The following is a 19,451-nucleotide window of genomic DNA, read 5'->3' as shown; positions in this document are numbered from 1 at the left end:
GTTTACGCCATAAAAAAGCAGCGCATGTGCGCTGCTTTTTTGCCGTTGCCTACTGCTTAGTATTCGCTGATTGGCGCGCAGGAACAGAACAGGTTGCGGTCGCCGTAAACGTCATCCAGGCGCTTCACGGTCGGCCAGTATTTATTCTCACGCACCGCGGCGGAAGGGAACACGGCCAGTTCGCGGCTGTAAGCATGCTGCCAGTCGCCGACCAATTCTTCCTGAACGTGCGGCGCGTTCACCAACGGGTTGTCGGCCAACGGCCATTCGCCGCTGATAACCCGTTCGATTTCGCCACGGATCGCCAGCATGGCATCAATAAAGCGATCCAACTCCTCCTGGCTTTCAGACTCGGTGGGCTCAACCATCAAGGTACCGGCAACCGGGAACGACATGGTCGGCGCATGGAAACCGTAATCGATCAGGCGTTTGGCGATGTCCATTTCACTGATGCCGCTTGCCTCTTTCAGCGGCCGCAGATCCAGAATGCATTCGTGCGCTACCCGATGATCGCGCCCGGTATACAGCACCGGATAAGCCGCTTTCAGGCGGGTCGCAATATAGTTGGCGTTCAGGATCGCCACCTGGCTGGCCTGCTTCAATCCTTCCGCCCCCATCATGCGGATATACATCCAGCTAATGGGCAGGATCGACGCGCTGCCGAACGGCGCGGCGGAAACGGCGCCCTGCTGGGTGAGCTGATCTTCAATCTGTACAACGCTGTGGCCCGGCACGAATGGCGCCAGATGCGCCTTCACGCCGATAGGCCCCATGCCTGGGCCACCGCCGCCGTGCGGAATGCAAAAGGTTTTGTGCAGGTTAAGGTGCGATACATCCGCGCCGATGTAGCCCGGCGTAGTAATGCCGACCTGCGCGTTCATGTTGGCGCCGTCCAGATAAACCTGCCCGCCATACTGGTGAACGATCTGGCAGACTTCACGGATGGTTTCCTCATAAACCCCGTGCGTTGACGGGTAGGTCACCATAATGCAGGAGAGCGTATCCCCGGCCTGCTCCGCCTTGGCGCGCAGATCGTGCAGATCGATGTTGCCGTTTTTATCGCAGGCCACCACCACTACGCTCATCCCCGCCATATGGGCAGAGGCCGGGTTAGTGCCATGCGCAGAGCTTGGGATCAGGCAGACGTGGCGCCCGCCCTCATTGCGGCTTTCGTGATAGCGGCGAATCGACAGCAGGCCGGCGTATTCCCCCTGAGCGCCAGAGTTCGGCTGCATGCACACTGCATCGTAACCGGTCAATTGCACCAGCCAACGGGAAAGCTGGCCGATCATCTGTTGATACCCCACCGCCTGTTCCGGCGGGCAGAACGGATGCAGCTCGGCAAATTCCGGCCAGGTGATCGGGATCATTTCCGCCGCCGCGTTGAGCTTCATGGTGCAGGAGCCCAGCGGGATCATCGCCTGATTCAGCGCCAGATCCTTACGTTCAAGACGATGCATATAGCGCATCATCTCGGTTTCGCTGTGATAGCGGTTGAACACCGGATGGGTCAGGATCGGATCTGTACGCCGCATCGCCGCCGGGATCGACGCGCTGCTCTGGCTCACTTGCGCATCCAGTGCGGCGATGTCCAGCCCGTGATCGTCGCCGGCCAATACCGCAAACAGCGTTTGCACGTCTTCACGGCTGGTGGCTTCATCCAGCGTAATGCCAACCGCGCCGTGGATATCGGTGCGCAGGTTAATGCCAAAGCCCAATGCGCGCTCCAGCACGGCAGCCTTGTCTTTCACTTCCACCGTCAGAGTGTCGAACCAGGTTGTGTGGCGCAGCACCAGGCCTGCCTGCTGCAACCCGGCGGCCAGAATATCCGTCAGGCGATGAATGCGCCCGGCGATGCGCTGCAGCCCCTGCGGCCCATGGTACACCGCGTACAGGCTGGCGATGTTGGCCAACAGCACCTGTGAGGTACAGATATTGGAGTTGGCTTTCTCCCGGCGAATATGCTGTTCACGGGTTTGCATCGCCATACGCAGCGCGGTATTGCCAGCGGCATCGCGCGAAACGCCGATAATGCGGCCCGGCATGGCGCGTTTGAATTCATCGCGGCAGGCGAAAAATGCCGCGTGCGGGCCGCCGTATCCCATCGGCACGCCAAAGCGTTGGGCTGAGCCGAACACCACATCCGCCCCCTGTTTGCCCGGTGCGGCCAGCAATACCAGCGCCATGATATCCGCCGCCACGCTGGTAACGATCTTGCGGTTTTTCAGCTCGGCCAACAGGGCGCTGTAGTCATGTACTTCACCGGTGCTGCCCACCTGCTGCAACAGCACGCCAAACACCCCCTGTAGATCCAGCACCTTCTCCGCCCGATCGACAATCACTTCAAAGCCGAAGGTTTGTGCACGGGTGCGCACCACATCCAGCGTTTGCGGATGCACATCGTTCGCCACGAAGAAGCGGTTGGCGTCTTTCAGCTTACTGGCACGTTTGGCCAGCGCCATCGCCTCGGCGGCAGCAGTGGCTTCATCCAGCAAAGAGGCCGAGGCCAGATCCAGCCCGGTCAGATCCAGCGTCAGCGTCTGGAAATTCAGCAGCGCCTCAAGGCGGCCCTGCGACACTTCCGGCTGATACGGCGTATAGGCCGTGTACCAACCCGGGTTTTCCAGCATGTTGCGCAGGATCACCGGCGGCGTCAGCACTGCGCTGTAGCCCATGCCGATATAGGATTTGTAGCACTGATTCAGCGCCGCCATCGCCTTCAGCTCCGCCAGCGCCTGATGCTCGGTGGCCGCATCACCCACCGCCGGCGGCCCCGGCAGTTGAATATCCGCCGGTACAATCTGCTGGATCAGCGCACCAAGCGAGCTGGCGCCCACCGTTGCCAGCATCTGTTGCTGCTGTTGCGCCGAAGGGCCGATATGGCGTTCGATGAACGCGTCGCTGTTTTCAAGTTGGCTGAGTGTCTGGGTCATTGCTCCAAATTCCTGAGTGCTAACATGGGACTGGGGGACATACGTTCACCGTATCCCTCCCTGAGCGGGAGGGAATGGCGGTTTGCTGCGCAGGCTTACTCTTCGATAGAGGCCTGATACTCGTCGGCGTTCAGCAGTTTATCCAGCTCGGCGCTGTCGCTCGCTTTAATGCGAAACAGCCAGCCTTCACTGTAAGGATCGCTGTTCACCAGCTCCGGCGAACCGTCCAGTGCCTCATTCACGGCGATAATTTCACCGCTCAGCGGGGCATAGATGTCGGAAGCAGCCTTTACCGATTCCGCCACCGCGCAGTCGTCGCCGGCCGCGACAACGGTGCCGACTTCCGGCAGATCGACAAATACCATATCGCCCAGCAGTTCCTGCGCATGCTCGGTAATGCCCACCAGATATTCACCGTTGCCTTCGTCACGCACCCATTCGTGGGATGCCGCATACTTCAATTCTGTTGGCACATTGCTCATGGCCTGCTTCTCCTTCGAAGAAATTATCGCCCCGAATTTCCAGGCCGCGGCCTGAAAACCAGGGGTGTCGCATCAACAAAAATTAATTAATCAGTGATTTACCGGCGCGGACGAACCCAGGTTTAGTCACCTTCACCGGCACTTCACGATTACGGATTTGCACAATCGCCTGTTCGCCGATCCCTTGCGGCACCCGCGCCAGCGCAATACTGAAGCCCAGGGTGGGCGAGAAAGAACCGCTGGTGATCACCCCTTGCTGCGCCTGGCCGCTAGCATCGGTAAAGCTGACCGGCAACCCATTACGTAATACGCCTTTTTCCGTCATGATCAAACCCACCAACTGTTCCGTGCCACGGCTACGCTGCTGCTCCAGCGCGTCACGGCCGATAAACTGGCGATCCTGCGGCTCCCAGGCGATGGTCCAGGCCATATTGGCCGCCAACGGCGAAACGCCTTCGTCCATCTCCTGGCCATACAGGTTCATGCCGGCCTCCAAACGCAGCGTATCGCGCGCGCCCAGCCCGGCCGGTTTCACCCCGGCCGCCAACAGCCGCTGCCAGAAATCAGCCGCCTGCTCGTTTGGCAGAGCAACTTCATAGCCGGCCTCTCCGGTGTAACCGGTGGTCGCAATGAACAGATCGCCGGCCTGCACGCCAAAAAACGGCTTCATGCCTGCCACCGCCTGTTGCTGTTCGGCGGTAAACAGCGTGGCGGCGCGCGCCTGCGCCTGTGGCCCCTGGATTGCGATCAATGACAGATCGTCACGCACCGTCAGTTGAACGCTATAAGGCGCGGCGTGCTCTTCAATCCAGGCCAGATCTTTTTCACGGGTGGCGGAGTTCACCACCAGGCGGAAGTTGTCTTCACTAAAGAAATACACGATCAGATCGTCAATTACGCCGCCCGAAGCATTCAGCATCCCGGTATACAGCGCCTTGCCGGGCTGGGTCAGTTTGGCCACGTCATTGGCTAACAGGTAACGCAGGAATTCGCGGGTGCGGGCGCCTTGCAAATCCACAATGGTCATGTGCGAGACATCAAACATGCCCGCATCCTGGCGCACCGCACGGTGCTCATCAAGCTGGGAACCATAATGCAGCGGCATCATCCAACCATGGAAATCCACCATCCGCGCGCCGCATGCCACATGCTGATCGTACAACGGGGTTTGCTTTGCCATCTTTTCCCTCTTTCTTTGCCGGAGATAGCATGCGCGCCGCTCATCAATCGCCAACGATGAGGTGTGCACACCGGCTCGCCAAACAGAAATGCCGCGCAGAAAACCACCTGAAAATACGGCCAGCCGCCGCGGCGCAAACGATACCTTTCCTTCGACGTTAGCACCGAACGCCCACATTAACCATAAGTAAAAATATTCATAACATCACCTGTGGCCAGTGAATTACCGCATCATCTTGCCGATTTTTTCACTAAAAAAATGGGATTTAATACATAAAAACCGCAATAAAAATATCAACATTATTATTTTGTAGAGCTATCAGGGAAAAATCGGCGGAGTTTCTACTTTTGGCTTTCCCGATAAGGATTAGAAAAAGTAATGGTAAAATCGGGCGAAAATTAGATTATTTCAAATGAAGGGGGATATAAGAAAAAATTATGGCTTCGCTGCTAACGCAGGATAACGGAAGAGAAATGATAAACCCCAGCGGATGCGCTGGGGCGAACTATCACAGGGGCTATGATAACCAATCCGGCAAATCATTCAGCCCCATCGCCTGGCGCACCAGCTTCGGCTTCACGCCGGGCAGCGTGTCTGCCAGCCGCAGGCCGACGTCGCGCAGCAGCTTTTTCGCCGGGTTAACGCCGTCAAATAGCTCGCGGAAGCCCTGCATGCTGGCCAGCATAACCGCCGCACCGTGTTTACGGCGGCGTTCATAGCGGCGCAGATACAGGTGCTGGCCAATGTCCTTGCCCTGGCGCTGCAAGCGTTTAAGCTCGGCGATCAGTTCGGCGGCATCCATAAAGCCCAGGTTGACGCCCTGCCCAGCCAGCGGGTGCACGGTATGCGCCGCATCGCCAACCAGTGCCAGCCGGTGGGCGGCAAAGCTGCGCGCATAGCGCCCGGTCAACGGGAAGACCTGCCGTTCGCTTTCCAACTGGCAGTGGCCAAGGCGCATATCAAACACCATGCCCAGTTCGCGGTTAAAATGCGCCGGCGCCAGTTGCATCAGCCGTTCAGCCTCCTCCGGCGCCACAGACCAGACGATCGAGCACAGATGAGGATCGTCAAACGGCAGGAATGCCAGGATACCGTCGCCATGGAACACCTGCCTGGCGGTGGCCTGGTGCGGGAGTTCCGTGCGGATGGTCGCCACTAAAGCGCTGTGGCGGTAATCCCAGAAGGTCAATGGGATATCCGCATGCTGGCGCAGCCAGGAATTAGCGCCATCCGCGCCCACCACCAGCCGGGCAGTCAACATTTGGCCGTCTTCCAGCGTGATAAAGGTGTCATTTTCCCCCCAGGCTACCTGTTGGAGCGCCGCAGGCGTCAGCAATGTGACCTCTGGGAGCGTTTGCGCTTTTTTCCACAGCGCCTGCTGAATGACATCATTTTCAATAATATGGCCTAGATGGCTAAAGCCACATTCGTCCGCATGAAAAGCGATTTTGCCGAAGCTATCGCGATCCCACACTTCCATCGCGCGGTATGCGCTGGCGCGTAGTTGCACAATTTCGTCCCACACGCCGATATGCTGCAGCAGGCGTTCACTGGCGGCATTGATGGCGGAAACGCGCAGCGCCGGCTGTGCCGGCAACGGCGTATGCCCCGGCTGGCGGTGTTCCAGCACCGCCACGCGCAAACCGCTGCCTTGCAGACCACAGGCAACGGCCAGTCCTACCATACCGCCACCGGCGATAACCACGTCAAATGATTGCATGCTGCTTAAATTCCTTTAAGTGACCCCGTTCGCGCCACAGGGTGTGCGCCGATAACCCCAAGCACAACACCAGGCCACGCCCGATAAAACCGTCGTTTAACGTTCAACCCAGCCCAGCGTGCGTTTGGCAAACGCATCACGCAGCGGCGGCAGTTGCTCCATTGCCATCAGGCCCAAATTGCGCCCAACCACCAAAGGCGCATAACGGTTGGCGAACAGCGAGATCAGCCCATCGGTCACGCCGATCGTCGCCTGTTGATCTTTCTGCCGCCGCTGTTGGTAGCGGCTCAACAGGGGATAAGCGCCCAGATCCTCCCCCTGCGCGGCCCCTTCCGCCAGCGTTTCCGCCAACGACATCACATCCCTCAGGCCCAGGTTGAAGCCCTGCCCGGCGATTGGGTGCAGCGTCTGGGCGGCATTGCCAACCAACGCCAGTCGATGGCTGACATGTTGCCGCGCCGTCAGCAGCCGCAGGGGATAACTGTGGCGCTTGCCGGCTTTTAGCATACGCCCCAGGCGCCAGCCGAAAGCCTGCTGCAGTTCGTTGAGAAAGCGTTCATCATCCCAGCCGGCCACCTGCTGTTGCTCGGCCTGTGCATGGCACCACACCAGGGAACTGCGCCCTTGCGACATCGGCAACAGCGCCAGCGGCCCCTGGCCGGTAAAGCGCTCAAAGGCTCGCCCCTGGGGATCTTCCGCCGTCGTGATATTGGCGATGATAGCGCACTGCGGGTAGTCTTTTTGCTGCCACTGCACATGGCAAGCCTGCGCCAGCGCGGAGTGTGAGCCATCCGCAGCCACCAGCAGCTGGCCGCTCAGGCGCTGGTAATTATCCAACAGCACCTCGGCGCGCTCGGCGGTACGCTGCACATCGATCACTTTGGCCGGGCAATGTAACGTTACCCCCGGCGCTTTTGCCAACAGGCTGAACAGCCGCAGGCCGGCATCATGCAGCTCGATCACCTGGCCAAGCGCGTCAACCCGGTAATCCTGCGCCCGGATATTAACAAAGCCAGCGTGGCCGCGATCGCTGACGTGCACATGGGTTATCGCCGTGGCGCAATCGCGCAGCGCTGGCCAAACGCCAATGTGGCTGAGCTGTTGGCAAGTGCCCTGCGCCAATGCGATCGCCCGTGCATCAAATCCCGGATGCGCGCGATCGCCCGGGCGCACCGCTTCGATCACATCTACCGGCACTTTCCCCTGGGTCAACGTAGAGATGGCCAACGCCAGGGTGGCGCCGGCCATGCCGCCGCCGACAATAATGACGCTCATGCTATTTAACCGCCCTGGCCGCCGCCATCAGCGCTTCTATATCATCGGCGTCTTTCACTACGCTGGCCGTCAGGTTTTCATTGCCGTCGGCGGTGATCAAAATATCGTCCTCAATGCGGATACCAATCCCACGATATTCCGGCGGCACGTCGGCATTCGGCGCAATATACAGCCCCGGTTCAATCGTCAGTACCATTCCCGGCTCCAACAACCGCTCGCGGCTTGGCGTGCCGTAATGGCCGACATCGTGCACATCCAGCCCCAGCCAATGGCTCAGGCCGTGCATAAAGAACTGGCGGTGCGCCTGTTCGGCAATCAGTTGTTCAACCTCGCCGTGCATCACCCCCAGCTTAACCAGACCGCTGACCATCACGCGCACCACGTCCTCGGTCACTTCGCGGATGCTGGTGCCTGGCCGGAACAGCGCTAACGCCTTGTACAGCGAGGCCAGCACGATATCGTACACCGCGCGCTGCGCCGTGCTGAACGAGCCGTTCACCGGGAAAGTGCGGGTGATATCGCCGGCATAGCCTTGGTATTCACAGCCGGCATCGATCAGCACCAGATCGCCGTCACGCATTTGGCTGGCGTTTTCGGTGTAGTGCAAAATACAGCCATTTTCGCCGCTGCCGACAATCGTGTTATAGGAAGGATAACGCGCGCCATGGCGGGTGAACTCGTGGTGAATCTCCGCTTCCAGTTGGTACTCAAACATCCCCGGGCGGCAGGTTTCCATCGCACGGGTATGCGCCAGCGCGGTGATTTCGCCGGCACGGCGCATCACGCCAATTTCCTCCGGCGATTTAAACAGACGCATGTCATGCAGCCACGGGCGCCAATCGGTCACGGTGGCCGGCGCCTGCAGATTTTGGCGAAAGCCCTTGCGCAGCTTTTCCAGCGCGCCATACAAGATGGCGTCCGCATAGGCGTATTCCCCTTGCGCGTGGTACACCACGTTCAGCCCATTGAGCAACAGGTACAGGTGATCGTTGATTTCATCGAAGGGTAAGGCCCGATCCACTCCCAGCCTGGCCGGCGCCGCTTCCTGCCCCAGGCGGCGGCCGAACCAGATTTCCGCCGTTAAATCGCGCACCCGGTTAAACAAGACGCTGTGATTGTGCGTCTCATCGCTTTTCACCAGGATCAGCACCGCTTCCGGCTCGTTGAAACCGGTCAGGTACCAGAAATCACTGCTCTGGCGGTAAGGATATTCTGAATCTGCATTACGGGTTGCTTCCGGCGCAGCAAAAATAACCGCCGCGCTGGCCGGAGCCATTTTCGCTAATAACGCCTGCCGGCGATTATGGAATTCCTGCTGAGTCATGACCTTCTCCTGAAATCAGTTTTCCTGTAACAGCCTTCCTGCGATGCCGCCCGGTGTCTTCAGGGCGCACGGCAACATGGCCGGCGACAAAGCGATTAGTGCAGCGTCGGCTTTTTCACTTCCGGCGCCGTCGGCTGCCGGCGGGCGAACTCGCCATAGCACAGGAGAGCGGCCACACGCACATACTCCACCACTTCCTCCAGCGACTGTTCAAGCTCTTCCTGGTCTTCGTCTTCGTCATAGCCCAGTTGAGCAATATTGCGCAGATCGTCGATCGCTTCGCCTACGTCATCCTTCACCTGTGCCAGTTTCGGCTGCATCATGCCCAGGCCCAGCAGGAAATGGTTGACCCAGCCGGCCAGCGCATCGGCGCGCTCAAACACGCTAACCGTTTCGCCTTCGGGCATCATCACCTGGAACATGAATTCGTCCTCGTCCAGCGTATCTCGGGTGGCGTCATACAACTGCTGCAACGGCTGGCTCAACGCCAGGGGGAAAGCCACCCCTTCATTGGTCAGATCGTGCATCAGCGTCTGCCAACTGGCATCGCGGTTGCCGCCACACAGCATACCGCTGATCAAACCGTGCATTTCGGCGGCGGTGAGTGCGACGGCCTGCTGGTTAAGGGCCGCGGTCAAAGACTGGTAACTTGGAAATGTATTCTGTGTAGACATGCGCATTCGTCATCGTTGGCAGGATAAGTTCGTGTTATGCTACCACCAAGGTCCGTGGTTATACCAGATAAGCACGCCCCTTCAGCAACGCGTTATAATCACTGCGTGTCAGGCGGGCGCAACATCGGCCAGCCTTTAACCAACCGTCAAACAGGCGGCAAGAGCGTTTGTTAACGCACGCGCAATGAATATGGCAGGGCCCGTTTTGACGGCACGCGCCATACACAGTAGATTACAACCAAGTACTGAAAAGGGGTTGTATCTTGGTATCGAGGTATATATAGTGGCGCCCGCTTTGGCAACCCGGTATGGCAAGCTGAAGCAGTCGCGAAATTTAGGCAGGAAGGTGGCATGTCTGCACAACCGGTAGATATTCAAATTTTTGGCCGCTCGTTAAGAGTCAATTGCCCGCCAGAACAGCAAGATGCGTTGAACATGGCGGCGGACGATCTTAACCAACGGTTGCAAGATCTTAAAGTTCGCACTAGAGTCACAAATACTGAGCAGCTAGTTTTCATCGCAGCGTTGAACGTTTGTCATGAACTTGCACAAGAGCGCTTGAAAACGCGTGACTATGCGGCCAATATGGAACAACGCATCCGTATGCTGCAACAGACCATTGAACAGGCATTGCTTGAACAGGGTCGCATCTCTGAACGTCAGGATGCACAATTCGAATAGCATAAGTTGCTGAAGGCTAACGCTTCAGCAATGAGTACAAAATTTCTCTGAGATGTTCGTCAGCGGGCCAGTCCCCTGAGCCGATATTTAGTACAAACAGAATGTGTTGCTCCGTGATCGGTGCGCATGCTCGCTTGTCGAGAAGCCTTAAGATTGCGACGGCACGTTCACCTTGAACCATGGGTTCAAGGGTTACAGCCTGCGACGGCATCTCGGAGATTCCCTTCCCGCGTTTATGGGCCATCCCCCATCACCTACGCAGATTGTACTATGTCTTTCCAGCCCAAATTCGCCGAACAACGCCAACACATCCGCAGCCAGATACGCCAACGCCGCAAAGCCCTCTCCGCGCAGCAGCAGCACGCCGATGCATTGCGTGCCAGCGAGCGTATTGCCGCGCACCCACGGATTCAGGCCGCGCAGCACGTTGCCGCATTCCTTTCTTTTGACGGCGAACTGAACACCGGGCCGCTGATTGAAACGCTGTGGCGGTTGGGCAAGCAGGTTTACCTGCCGGTGTTGCACCCATTCAGCCCGGGCAACCTGCTATTCCTGCACTATGCGGCCCATACTCCCCTGGTGCGCAATCGCTTTAATATTCAGGAACCCGCGTTGGATGTGCGCGCCGTCTTGCCGCGTGGCCAATTGGATGTGATGCTGACGCCGCTGGTCGCCTTTGACGATCGCGGGCAACGGCTGGGCATGGGTGGCGGGTTCTATGATCGCACGTTGCAAAACTGGCGGCATACCGGCCCCTATCCGATTGGGCTGGCGCATGATTGCCAACAGGTGGCGGCATTGCCGATTGAACAGTGGGATATTCCGCTGCCGGAGGTCATCACGCCGTCACAGACCTTTGCCTGGCCGATTGACGAAGAGGAATAGGCAACGCTCAGTAGGGCGCCCGGTTTATCTCCAAAAAAAACACGGGGTTGGCATTGCCAACCCCGTGTTTTATGCCCTGCCTATTGGGGCGGTGAAACCCCAATAAGTGCGCTTAGTACAGCAGGCGAGCACGGATGGTGCCCGGAATCGCCTTCATGCGCTGCAGTGCAGCGTCGGCGCTTTCGGTTTCCGCTTCGATATCAATAACCACATAGCCGATTTCCGGGCTGGTCTGCAGGTACTGAGCGGCAATGTTCACCCCTTCGTCGGCAAAAATATTGTTGATTTGCGTCAGAATGCCCGGGCGGTTTTCGTGGATGTGCAGCAGGCGGCTGGCGCGCGGGCCATGCACCGGCAGCGAGGCTTCCGGGAAGTTCACCGCAGACAGCGTAGAGCCGTTGTCGGAGTATTTCACCAGCTTACCGGCAACTTCATCACCAATGTTTTCTTGCGCTTCCTGGGTGGAGCCGCCGATATGCGGCGTCAGCAGCACGTTGTCGAATTCACACAGCGGTGAATGGAACGGCTCTTTGTTGCTGGCCGGTTCTTCCGGGAATACGTCAATCGCCGCCCCGACAAGGTGTTCGCTGGCCAGCGCTTCACACAGTGCGGGAATATCCACCACCGTGCCGCGCGAAGCGTTGATCAGCATAGCGCCCGGCTTCATCTGCGCCAGCTCTGCTTTACCGATCATATTTTGGGTGCTCGGGGTTTCCGGCACGTGCAGGCTGACAACGTCGCTGTTAGCCAGCAGTTCAGACAACTGCTGGGTTTGATGCGCGTTGCCCAGCGGCAGCTTGCTCTCAATGTCGTAAAACGACACTTTCATGCCCACGCCTTCGGCCAGGATGCCCAACTGGGTACCGATGTGGCCATAGCCAATGATGCCCAACTTTTTGCCACGCGCTTCATGGGAGCCCACGGCCAGTTTGTTCCACACACCGCGGTGTGCTTTGGCATTGGCAGCCGGGATGCCGCGCATCATCAGCAGCAGTTCGCCCAACACCATTTCGGCTACGGATCGGGTATTGGAGAACGGTGCGTTAAACACCGGAATACCGCGTTTGGTCGCTGCCTTCAAATCAACCTGGTTGGTACCGATACAGAAACAGCCCACCGCCACCAGTTTTTCTGCGGCGGCAAAGACTTCTTCAGTCAGGTGCGTACGCGAACGAATACCGACGAAGTGCGCATCACGGATGGACTCCTTCAGCGACTCCGTGTCCAGAGCACCCTTGTGATATTCAATATTGGTATAACCGGCAGAACGCAAATTATCGACCGCGCTCTGATGAACCCCTTCGACCAGCAGGAACTTAATCCTGTCTTTCTCCAATGATACTTTTGCCATTTACCCGACCCTAATTATTCAGACTTCAGAAGCGGCTGTTAGAAACAGCACGCCCTCCAACATAACAAAAATAACGCGCCCGGCAATACAAACGATTGCCCTGTTCCTGGCTAACGCCCTAACGACCCCGGACATCCACAGATAAAAACACCAGTTGGATATCAATATTCAGCACCATACTGCAACTCTTCGCAAGAATGTGACAGATGTCACCAAATTTGGCGTTTTTCAAGAAAAGATGTTTTATAACGAGAATTATGTGAGTTTGCTAGCCAATGCCACATCAGCGCATGCTATGTCTTGCTTTGGCGGGCGCTGGATTGGCGCCCGCTTTAACGCATTATTTAACGACTTTCACGCCGTCCGGCGTGCCGACCAACGCAACATCGGCGCCACGGTTGGCGAACAACCCAACGGTGACGACGCCGGGGATACCGTTGATGGCGTTTTCCAACGCCACCGCGTCCAGAATCTGCAGGTTGTGCACATCCAGAATAACGTTGCCGTTATCGGTCACAACATTCTGGCGATACTCCGGCTGGCCGCCGAGCTTTACCAGCTCACGCGCCACGTAGGAACGTGCCATCGGGATCACTTCCACCGGCAGCGGGAATTTGCCCAACACGTCAACCTGCTTGCTGGCATCGACAATACAGATGAACTGCCGGGCGATCGCCGCGATCACTTTTTCACGGGTCAAGGCCGCACCGCCGCCTTTAATCATCTGCATATGACCGTTGATTTCGTCCGCGCCATCGACATAAATATCCAGCAAATCCACTTCATTGCTATCGAACACATGGATCCCCAGGCTCTGTAGCTTGACGGTGGAAGCCTCGGAGCTGGAAACCGCGCCTTCAATCTGGTTTTTCATCGTAGCCAGCGCGTCAATAAAGTGTGAGGCGGTAGAGCCGGTGCCCACGCCAACAATAGTACCTGGCTTGACGTAATCCAAAGCGGCCCAACCCACCGCTTTTTTCAGTTCATCCTGCGTCATGGTATGTTCTGTGCCTATGTACGAAAACGTGTGCGTATTATAGGGTAAATTGCGTGCTGCCACGCAGACCCTATCGCACTTATTTGCCCCACATCGCACTTTCCTTGACATCAGGCCGGTATTGGCCCGAGTTTTTTTCCCCCGAAAAAAACCAAAAATGTGGCATAGTGCCAATATTATCAATTTAACGTAATGGATATCCTCTCCGATGAAACGCCCTGACTATCGGACGCTGCAAGCTCTGGATGCGGTGGTTCGGGAGCGCGGTTTTGAGCGCGCAGCACAAAAACTTTGCATCACCCAATCGGCGGTATCCCAGCGCATTAAACAGTTGGAAAACCTATTCGGCCAGCCGTTGCTGGTTCGTACCATTCCACCGCGCCCTACCGAGCAGGGGCAGAAACTCTTGGCGCTGTTGCACCAGGTGGAACTGCTGGAAGAGGAGTGGCTAGGAAACGATAACGGGGCAGACACGCCGCTGTTGCTTTCATTGGCGGTCAACGCCGACAGCCTGGCCACCTGGCTGCTGCCCGCGTTGAAATCCGTGTTGGCGGATTCGCCTATCCGTTTGAATTTACAGGTTGAAGATGAAACCCGCACCCAGGAGCGCCTGCGCCGCGGCGAGGTGGTGGGCGCAGTCAGTATTCAACCCCAGCCGTTGCCAAGCTGCCTGGTGGACCAACTGGGCGCCCTGGACTACCTGTTTGTCGCTTCCAAACCCTTTGCCGAGCGCTACTTCCCCAATGGGGTGACCCGCGCCGCCTTGCTGAAAGCACCGGCGGTGGCTTTTGATCATCTCGACGACATGCACCAGGCGTTCCTGCAGCAGAATTTTGATCTTTCCCCGGGCAGCGTTCCCTGCCATATCGTCAACTCGTCAGAAGCCTTCGTGCAGTTGGCCCGCCAGGGCACCACCTGCTGTATGATCCCGCACCTGCAAATTGAAAGGGAGCTGGAAGAAGGGGAGCTGATCAACCTGACGCCCGGGCTGCTCCAGCGCCGGATGCTGTACTGGCACCGTTTCGCCCCGGAAAGCCGCATGATGCGTAAGGTCACCGACGCGCTGCTGTCGCATGGGCGGCAGGTACTGCGCCAAATCTAACGGCGATCATCAGAAAGGAAAGCCTGGCTGCGGCAAACACAACGGTAGCGCCATCGGGCGCCACCGCCGGAGTTCAAATGCGGATATGGCAGTGATTACTGCGCGTTGCGCTCAAGCTCGAACACCACATCAACCTGATCGTCAAAGTGAATGCTCTGCTGCTCATAAGTTTGCGCAGCGTCATTTTGCGGCGCGGCCGCGGCGGCGGTATACATACGCGCTACCGGCATCGGCTGATAATTGGCGACGTGATAGCGGATGCTGTAAACCGGCCCCAGCTTGGCTTTAAAGCCCTGCGCCAGCGAAGTCGCCTGTTGGGTGGCGTTTTCGATCGCCTTCTGGCGCGCCCGATCGCGGTAAACATCCGGGTTTGCCACACCAAGCTCAACGGCGCGGATCTCATTCAGGCCGGATTTTAACGCACCGTCCAGTAATTCATTCAGTTTATCCAACTGGCGCAGCGTTACCTGCACCTGGCGCACCGCCCGGTAGCCCTTCAAAACCGATTCACCGGTTTTCAGATAATCGTATTCAGGCTGCGTACGCAAATTAGCCGCGCTGATATCTTTCTTCTCTATGCCGTTTTTCTGCAGAAAATCAAAATATTGCGCCACGCGGTCGTCCACCTGTTTTTTCGCCTGGGTGGCGTCTTTGGACGATACGTTGACTTCAATCGCCAGCGTGGCGATATCCGGCACCGCGTCGACGCTTGACGTGCCCGAGGTCACGACATGAGGCCCCTGCGGGACTTCCGCTGCCTGCAACGCCAGAGGTAATGTACCTAATCCAACCATGGCGGCCATCGCCAATGCTTTAAGCTTCACTGTATCTCCTTAATGACAGTTGGTATCTGATTCATCGGTTATTCCCCGCCTGCGCAAACCACCTAAACCCGTATCCTTCCTGCTTCCTGTTACATGCGTTCGCTTTGCCTGCAACGTAAAACCATCTTGGATCTATTGGCTCGAATCGCAGTAAAACTGCAGCAGGAATAACCGATAACTACCGCTAAACCGTAGCATAACCGCCAAGGTTTTAAACTCGGATTAGTGACAAATTCTCACAGGTTAGCCCCCTGCCAGGCCAGCCTCAGCGCAATGCCCCACATCACTATTCCCACCAACACGTTAATCACCCGCTGCGCCCGTTGGGTTTTCAGCAGCGGCGCTAACCAGGCGGCTAACAGCGCCAGGGCAAAGAACCACAGGATGGAAGCGCTAACCGCCCCCAGCGCGAACCAGGAGCGCACATCCGCCGCCAGTTGCCCGCCCAGGCTACCCAGCACCACAAAAGTATCCAGATAAACATGCGGGTTCAGCCAGGTTACCGCCAGCATGGTCACCACGATACGCCAGCGGCTCTGCTGCATTTCTTCCGCTTGCGCCAGTTCGATATGCCGGCTAAACGCGGTGCGCAGCGCGCTCCAGCCGTACCATAGCAGGAACGCGACGCCCCCCCAGGTCACCAATGCCAACAGAACGGGCGAACGAACCAGCAATTCGCTGCCGCCAAAAATGCCGCCGCAGATAAGGATGATATCGCTGAAGGCACACAGTGCGGCGATCATCAGGTGGTATTGGCGGCGGATGCCCTGATTCATGACAAACACATTTTGCGGCCCGAGCGGCAGGATCATCGCGGCGCTCAGGGCAAAGCCCTGCAGAAAAACAGCTAACATGGTGTTCCCCTATAAAATAGCGCCGACGATGGCGCACGCGTTACAGCAGGAGCATCATAGGGAGATAAAATTATTAGGTGAAATGGATAATTCTAATATTTAATTAGCCAAATTAATGGCCGTCATGCATCCAGGCGGAAAAGCGGCGGCCCAGACCAGGGCGTGAAAAGCAGAAACAAAAAGGCCAGTCAGATGGCTGACTGGCTACCGGCTGGCGATTGTTTGCCGTTATTCCGCTTTGGCGGTTGGGTTATCAACGCGGTGCACATGGACATCCATCTGCGGGTATGGAATACCGATGTTGTGGGCATCCAGTTGGCGTTTGAAGTTTTCCATCAGATCGAAGTACACATTCCAGTATTCAGCATTGGTGGTCCAGGAGCGGGTTACGAAGTTCAGGGAAGACGCCGCCATCTCATTCAGGCGAACGGTAACTCCTTTATCGTGTTGGATACGCTGATCGGCTGCGATCACATCGCCCAGTACCTTCTTTACCAGATCGATGTCCGCATCATAGGCAACGCCCACGACGATATCCACGCGGCGGTTTGGTTCGCGGGAATAGTTGATGATATTGCCGGCAATCACTTTGCCGTTCGGCACCACGATGGTTTTATTGTCTGCGGTACGCAGCGTGGTAGAGAAAATTTGCACCTGATCAACCGTACCGGCCACGCCGCCCAGATCGACATACTCACCGGCACGCAGCGGGCGGAAAGCCACCAGCAGCACACCAGCGGCAAAGTTGGACAGTGAGCCCTGCAACGCTAAACCGACGGCCAAACCTGCGGCACCCAATACGGCAATCACCGACGTGGTCTGCACGCCGACGCGCCCAAGCACGGCGATAAAGGTGAATGCCAGGATACCGTAGCGCACCATCGCCGCCAGGAAATTGGTTACGGTGGCATCAATACCCCGCAGCTTCATCACACGGTTCACCGTATTACCGACGATGCGGGCGATGATCGAACCAATGATAAAAATAACAATGGCGGCAACAATGTTCACCGCGTACTGAATCAATAAATCCTGGTTTTTCACCAACCAACTGCTGGCATTGTTAATACCATCCACTACGTTGAGATCTTTCATTCGTGCCGTCCTAACTTTTCCCTAAGGGGATAAATTCGCAAAAAAATACACTGACGTCTGCGCCAGTTGGAAACCACCGCCTAAGGTTAACCAACATTCCCGCAGCATGCCAACCGTAAGCGGTAAAAATAGCCAAAACAACGGCCCCGCTTCTTCTATGCTGAACACAGCGCCATCGTCTTTATCAGGAGAAGGAATTTCACCCGCTATGCACTTTACATCGTCGATTAAACACTATTGGCAGGTTCGCCCGCGGCTGTTGCTTTCCATCGGCGCGGGCATCCTATGTTACCTGCTGCTGCCGAGTCAACTCAATGAATTGCAAAGATTGATGCTCGGCTGGAATGTGCTGGCCTGGTGCTATCTGCTGTCGCTCTGGCGGATGATGCTGGTCAGTACGCCAAAGCACATCCGCCAACTCGCCCGCGCGCAAGATGAGAGCGCCGGCAAGGTGCTGGCGCTGGTCAGCATCGGCTGCTTGGTCAGCATTCTCGCGATATTGTTTGAATTGAGCACCGCCAGGCAGGTCAGCGATCCGCTGAAAACGCTACATTTAGCGCTGACCGGCGCCACGCTGGTGGTGTCCTGGCTGCTGCTGCCGACGGCCTTTACCATGCACTATGCCCACCAGTTTTATCGCCAGGACGCGCAGCAGGATCCTTTGCCGTTGCTGTTCCCCGGCAATCTTAAACAACCGACCTATTGGGATTTCGCTTATTTCTCTTTCACCATTGCAGTGGCATCGCAAACCGCCGATGTGGCGGTTGGCACGGCGGAGGTACGCAAAATCGCCCTGCTGCAGTCGGTCATTTCCTTTGTCTTTAACCTGGTCATTCTGGGGCTATCGATTAACGTCGGCGCAGGTTTGCTGAGTTAAGCCATAAAAAAAGGCCCCCCGGAGGGAGCCTTGATAACAACGGTTAGCCGAGATTACAGCACGTCGATAGCGTTCAGTTCTTTGAATGCTTTTTCCAGACGGGCCAGCATGCTGGTCTGCGCAGCACGCAGCCATACGCGTGGATCGTAGTATTTTTTGTTCGGCTGATCGGCGCCTTTCGGGTTACCCAGTTGGCTCTGCAGGTAGCCTTCGTTTTCTTTGTAGTAGTTCAGGATACCTTCCCAGGTTGCCCATTGGGTATCGGTATCGATGTTCATTTTGATCACGCCGTAGCCGACGGATTCTTTGATTTCTGCATCGCTAGAGCCAGAGCCGCCGTGGAACACGAAGTTCAGGCTGTTGTGCGGCAGGTTGTATTTTTTGGAAACGTAGTCCTGAGAATCACGCAGGATAGTCGGGGTCAGTTTCACGTTACCTGGTTTGTACACGCCGTGTACGTTACCGAAGGAAGCCGCGATGGTGAAACGTGGGCTGATCGCATTCAGTTTTTCGTAGGCGTATGCAACGTCTTGTGGTTGGGTGTACAGGGCGGAAGCGTCCATGTGGCTGTTGTCCACACCGTCTTCTTCACCACCGGTGCAACCCAGTTCGATTTCCAGCGTCATACCCAGTTTAGCCATACGGGCCAGGTATTTGCTGCTGATTTCGATGTTTTCTTCCAGGGATTCTTCTGACAGATCGATCATGTGAGAAGAGAACAGCGGTTTACCGGTTGCAGCGAAATGTTTTTCACCGGCGTCCAGCAGGCCGTCAATCCAAGGCAGCAGTTTTTTCGCACAGTGGTCGGTATGCAGGATAACCGGCACGCCGTAATGTTCAGCCATCTGGTGAACGTGGTGTGCGCCGGAGATTGCGCCCAGAATCGCAGCACCCTGAGGAACGTCAGTTTTCACGCCTTTACCTGCGATGAACGCAGCGCCGCCGTTAGAGAACTGAACGATAACAGGTGCACGAACTTTTGCTGCTGCTTCCAGAACGGCATTGATGGAGTCGGTACCCACGCAGTTTACCGCTGGCAGAGCAAAGTTGTTTTCTTTTGCTACTGCGAATACTTTCTGAACGTCATCACCCGTGATGACACCCGGTTTTACGAAATCAAAAATTTTAGACATGTTAAGTTGTCCCGTTTCGTCGGCCGTAGATGGATGTAAATCGATTCTTACACTCCGCACCCAA

Annotated in this window: 17 protein-coding genes and 1 other RNA gene; 5 read left to right on the top strand and 13 right to left on the bottom strand. The window is 56.9% G+C overall.

The genetic code is table 11. The features are described from left to right. Window positions 1-56: 56 nt before the first annotated feature. The 7 genes from gcvP to ACN28Q_RS16545 all read right to left on the bottom strand — a co-directional run bounded on the left by gcvP (window position 57) and on the right by ACN28Q_RS16545 (window position 9,588). Window positions 57-2,933, bottom strand: a complete 2,877-nt coding sequence (gcvP, locus tag ACN28Q_RS16575; protein ID WP_095847347.1) for an aminomethyl-transferring glycine dehydrogenase — start codon at window positions 2,931-2,933, stop codon at window positions 57-59. 95 nt (window positions 2,934-3,028) lie between these two features. Further along, window positions 3,029-3,415: a glycine cleavage system protein GcvH gene (gene gcvH, locus ACN28Q_RS16570; protein WP_095847346.1), complete on the bottom strand. Its 387-nt coding sequence runs from the start codon at window positions 3,413-3,415 to the stop codon at window positions 3,029-3,031. A gap of 82 nt (window positions 3,416-3,497) precedes the next feature. Next, window positions 3,498-4,595, bottom strand: coding sequence for a glycine cleavage system aminomethyltransferase GcvT (gene gcvT / locus ACN28Q_RS16565; protein ID WP_095847345.1), 1,098 nt, complete (start codon window positions 4,593-4,595; stop codon window positions 3,498-3,500). A 517-nt stretch (window positions 4,596-5,112) separates the two neighbouring features. Beyond that, complete coding sequence (ubiI, locus tag ACN28Q_RS16560; RefSeq protein WP_095847344.1) at window positions 5,113-6,315, bottom strand: FAD-dependent 2-octaprenylphenol hydroxylase; 1,203 nt, start codon at window positions 6,313-6,315, stop codon at window positions 5,113-5,115. Between the two features lie 96 nt (window positions 6,316-6,411). After that, complete coding sequence (gene ubiH / locus ACN28Q_RS16555) at window positions 6,412-7,590, bottom strand: 2-octaprenyl-6-methoxyphenyl hydroxylase (RefSeq protein WP_095847343.1); 1,179 nt, start codon at window positions 7,588-7,590, stop codon at window positions 6,412-6,414. A gap of 1 nt (window position 7,591) precedes the next feature. Beyond that, window positions 7,592-8,914: a Xaa-Pro aminopeptidase gene (gene pepP, locus ACN28Q_RS16550; protein ID WP_095847342.1), complete on the bottom strand. Its 1,323-nt coding sequence runs from the start codon at window positions 8,912-8,914 to the stop codon at window positions 7,592-7,594. Between the two features lie 95 nt (window positions 8,915-9,009). Further along, complete coding sequence (locus ACN28Q_RS16545; RefSeq protein WP_095847341.1) at window positions 9,010-9,588, bottom strand: YecA/YgfB family protein; 579 nt, start codon at window positions 9,586-9,588, stop codon at window positions 9,010-9,012. Window positions 9,589-9,939: 351 nt separating this feature from the next. On the opposite strand from ACN28Q_RS16545, the gene zapA reads away from it, so the two are divergent. The 3 genes from zapA (at window position 9,940) to ACN28Q_RS16530 (ending at window position 11,154) form a co-directional block, all read left to right on the top strand. After that, on the top strand, window positions 9,940-10,269 hold the full coding sequence (zapA, locus tag ACN28Q_RS16540; protein WP_095847340.1) for a cell division protein ZapA: 330 nt from the start codon (window positions 9,940-9,942) through the stop codon (window positions 10,267-10,269). Window positions 10,270-10,310: 41 nt separating this feature from the next. Next, window positions 10,311-10,492, top strand: a non-coding RNA gene (gene ssrS, locus ACN28Q_RS16535) — 6S RNA. Window positions 10,493-10,539: 47 nt separating this feature from the next. Then, a complete protein-coding gene (locus tag ACN28Q_RS16530) occupies window positions 10,540-11,154 on the top strand; it encodes a 5-formyltetrahydrofolate cyclo-ligase (protein WP_095847339.1) in 615 nt (204 codons plus the stop codon). Between the two features lie 112 nt (window positions 11,155-11,266). Here ACN28Q_RS16530 and serA read toward each other — a convergent pair whose 3' ends face one another. Both serA and rpiA read right to left on the bottom strand, forming a co-directional pair. Beyond that, the gene (serA, locus tag ACN28Q_RS16525; RefSeq protein WP_095847338.1) at window positions 11,267-12,505 is read right to left on the bottom strand and encodes a phosphoglycerate dehydrogenase; all 1,239 of its coding nucleotides are present in this window, start codon (window positions 12,503-12,505) and stop codon (window positions 11,267-11,269) included. Window positions 12,506-12,845: 340 nt separating this feature from the next. Then, the gene (rpiA, locus tag ACN28Q_RS16520; RefSeq protein ID WP_095847337.1) at window positions 12,846-13,502 is read right to left on the bottom strand and encodes a ribose-5-phosphate isomerase RpiA; all 657 of its coding nucleotides are present in this window, start codon (window positions 13,500-13,502) and stop codon (window positions 12,846-12,848) included. A 208-nt stretch (window positions 13,503-13,710) separates the two neighbouring features. Here rpiA and ACN28Q_RS16515 point away from each other — a divergent pair, with 208 nt between their 5' ends. Continuing rightward, window positions 13,711-14,604 carry a LysR family transcriptional regulator ArgP gene (locus ACN28Q_RS16515; protein ID WP_095847336.1) on the top strand — a complete coding sequence of 298 codons (894 nt, stop codon included), beginning with the start codon at window positions 13,711-13,713 and terminating at the stop codon, window positions 14,602-14,604. 95 nt (window positions 14,605-14,699) lie between these two features. Here the strand turns inward: ACN28Q_RS16515 and ACN28Q_RS16510 are convergent, their stop codons facing one another. The 3 genes from ACN28Q_RS16510 to mscS all read right to left on the bottom strand — a co-directional run bounded on the left by ACN28Q_RS16510 (window position 14,700) and on the right by mscS (window position 17,377). After that, a complete protein-coding gene (locus ACN28Q_RS16510) occupies window positions 14,700-15,428 on the bottom strand; it encodes an oxidative stress defense protein (RefSeq protein ID WP_095847335.1) in 729 nt (242 codons plus the stop codon). A gap of 236 nt (window positions 15,429-15,664) precedes the next feature. Then, a complete protein-coding gene (gene argO / locus ACN28Q_RS16505) occupies window positions 15,665-16,282 on the bottom strand; it encodes an arginine exporter ArgO (RefSeq protein WP_095847334.1) in 618 nt (205 codons plus the stop codon). Between the two features lie 228 nt (window positions 16,283-16,510). Continuing rightward, on the bottom strand, window positions 16,511-17,377 hold the full coding sequence (gene mscS / locus ACN28Q_RS16500) for a small-conductance mechanosensitive channel MscS (protein ID WP_095847333.1): 867 nt from the start codon (window positions 17,375-17,377) through the stop codon (window positions 16,511-16,513). Between the two features lie 208 nt (window positions 17,378-17,585). On the opposite strand from mscS, the gene ACN28Q_RS16495 reads away from it, so the two are divergent. After that, the gene (locus ACN28Q_RS16495) at window positions 17,586-18,254 is read left to right on the top strand and encodes a DUF1345 domain-containing protein (protein ID WP_095847332.1); all 669 of its coding nucleotides are present in this window, start codon (window positions 17,586-17,588) and stop codon (window positions 18,252-18,254) included. 53 nt (window positions 18,255-18,307) lie between these two features. Here the strand turns inward: ACN28Q_RS16495 and fbaA are convergent, their stop codons facing one another. Continuing rightward, entirely contained in the window at window positions 18,308-19,387 is a 1,080-nt protein-coding gene (gene fbaA, locus ACN28Q_RS16490) for a class II fructose-bisphosphate aldolase (protein ID WP_095847331.1), read from the bottom strand. Window positions 19,388-19,451: the final 64 nt, after the last annotated feature.

It is taken from the genome of Gibbsiella quercinecans, assembly GCF_002291425.1.
In the GTDB taxonomy this organism is placed as follows: domain Bacteria; phylum Pseudomonadota; class Gammaproteobacteria; order Enterobacterales; family Enterobacteriaceae; genus Gibbsiella; species Gibbsiella quercinecans.
The sequence above is the reverse complement of the archived record's forward strand: the minus strand, read 5'-3'. Positions and strand labels throughout refer to the sequence as shown.

Excerpts from the sequence above, each read along its gene's own strand:
- gcvP (WP_095847347.1), bottom strand. The coding sequence starts at position 2,933 with ATGACCCAGACACTCAGCCAACTTGAAAACAGCGACGCGTTCATCGAA.
- gcvH (WP_095847346.1), bottom strand. The coding sequence starts at position 3,415 with ATGAGCAATGTGCCAACAGAATTGAAGTATGCGGCATCCCACGAATGG.
- gcvT (WP_095847345.1), bottom strand. The coding sequence starts at position 4,595 with ATGGCAAAGCAAACCCCGTTGTACGATCAGCATGTGGCATGCGGCGCG.
- ubiI (WP_095847344.1), bottom strand. The coding sequence starts at position 6,315 with ATGCAATCATTTGACGTGGTTATCGCCGGTGGCGGTATGGTAGGACTG.
- ubiH (WP_095847343.1), bottom strand. The coding sequence starts at position 7,590 with ATGAGCGTCATTATTGTCGGCGGCGGCATGGCCGGCGCCACCCTGGCG.
- pepP (WP_095847342.1), bottom strand. The coding sequence starts at position 8,914 with ATGACTCAGCAGGAATTCCATAATCGCCGGCAGGCGTTATTAGCGAAA.
- ACN28Q_RS16545 (WP_095847341.1), bottom strand. The coding sequence starts at position 9,588 with ATGTCTACACAGAATACATTTCCAAGTTACCAGTCTTTGACCGCGGCC.
- zapA (WP_095847340.1), top strand. The coding sequence starts at position 9,940 with ATGTCTGCACAACCGGTAGATATTCAAATTTTTGGCCGCTCGTTAAGA.
- ACN28Q_RS16530 (WP_095847339.1), top strand. The coding sequence starts at position 10,540 with ATGTCTTTCCAGCCCAAATTCGCCGAACAACGCCAACACATCCGCAGC.
- serA (WP_095847338.1), bottom strand. The coding sequence starts at position 12,505 with ATGGCAAAAGTATCATTGGAGAAAGACAGGATTAAGTTCCTGCTGGTC.
- rpiA (WP_095847337.1), bottom strand. The coding sequence starts at position 13,502 with ATGACGCAGGATGAACTGAAAAAAGCGGTGGGTTGGGCCGCTTTGGAT.
- ACN28Q_RS16515 (WP_095847336.1), top strand. The coding sequence starts at position 13,711 with ATGAAACGCCCTGACTATCGGACGCTGCAAGCTCTGGATGCGGTGGTT.
- argO (WP_095847334.1), bottom strand. The coding sequence starts at position 16,282 with ATGTTAGCTGTTTTTCTGCAGGGCTTTGCCCTGAGCGCCGCGATGATC.
- mscS (WP_095847333.1), bottom strand. The coding sequence starts at position 17,377 with ATGAAAGATCTCAACGTAGTGGATGGTATTAACAATGCCAGCAGTTGG.
- ACN28Q_RS16495 (WP_095847332.1), top strand. The coding sequence starts at position 17,586 with ATGCACTTTACATCGTCGATTAAACACTATTGGCAGGTTCGCCCGCGG.
- fbaA (WP_095847331.1), bottom strand. The coding sequence starts at position 19,387 with ATGTCTAAAATTTTTGATTTCGTAAAACCGGGTGTCATCACGGGTGAT.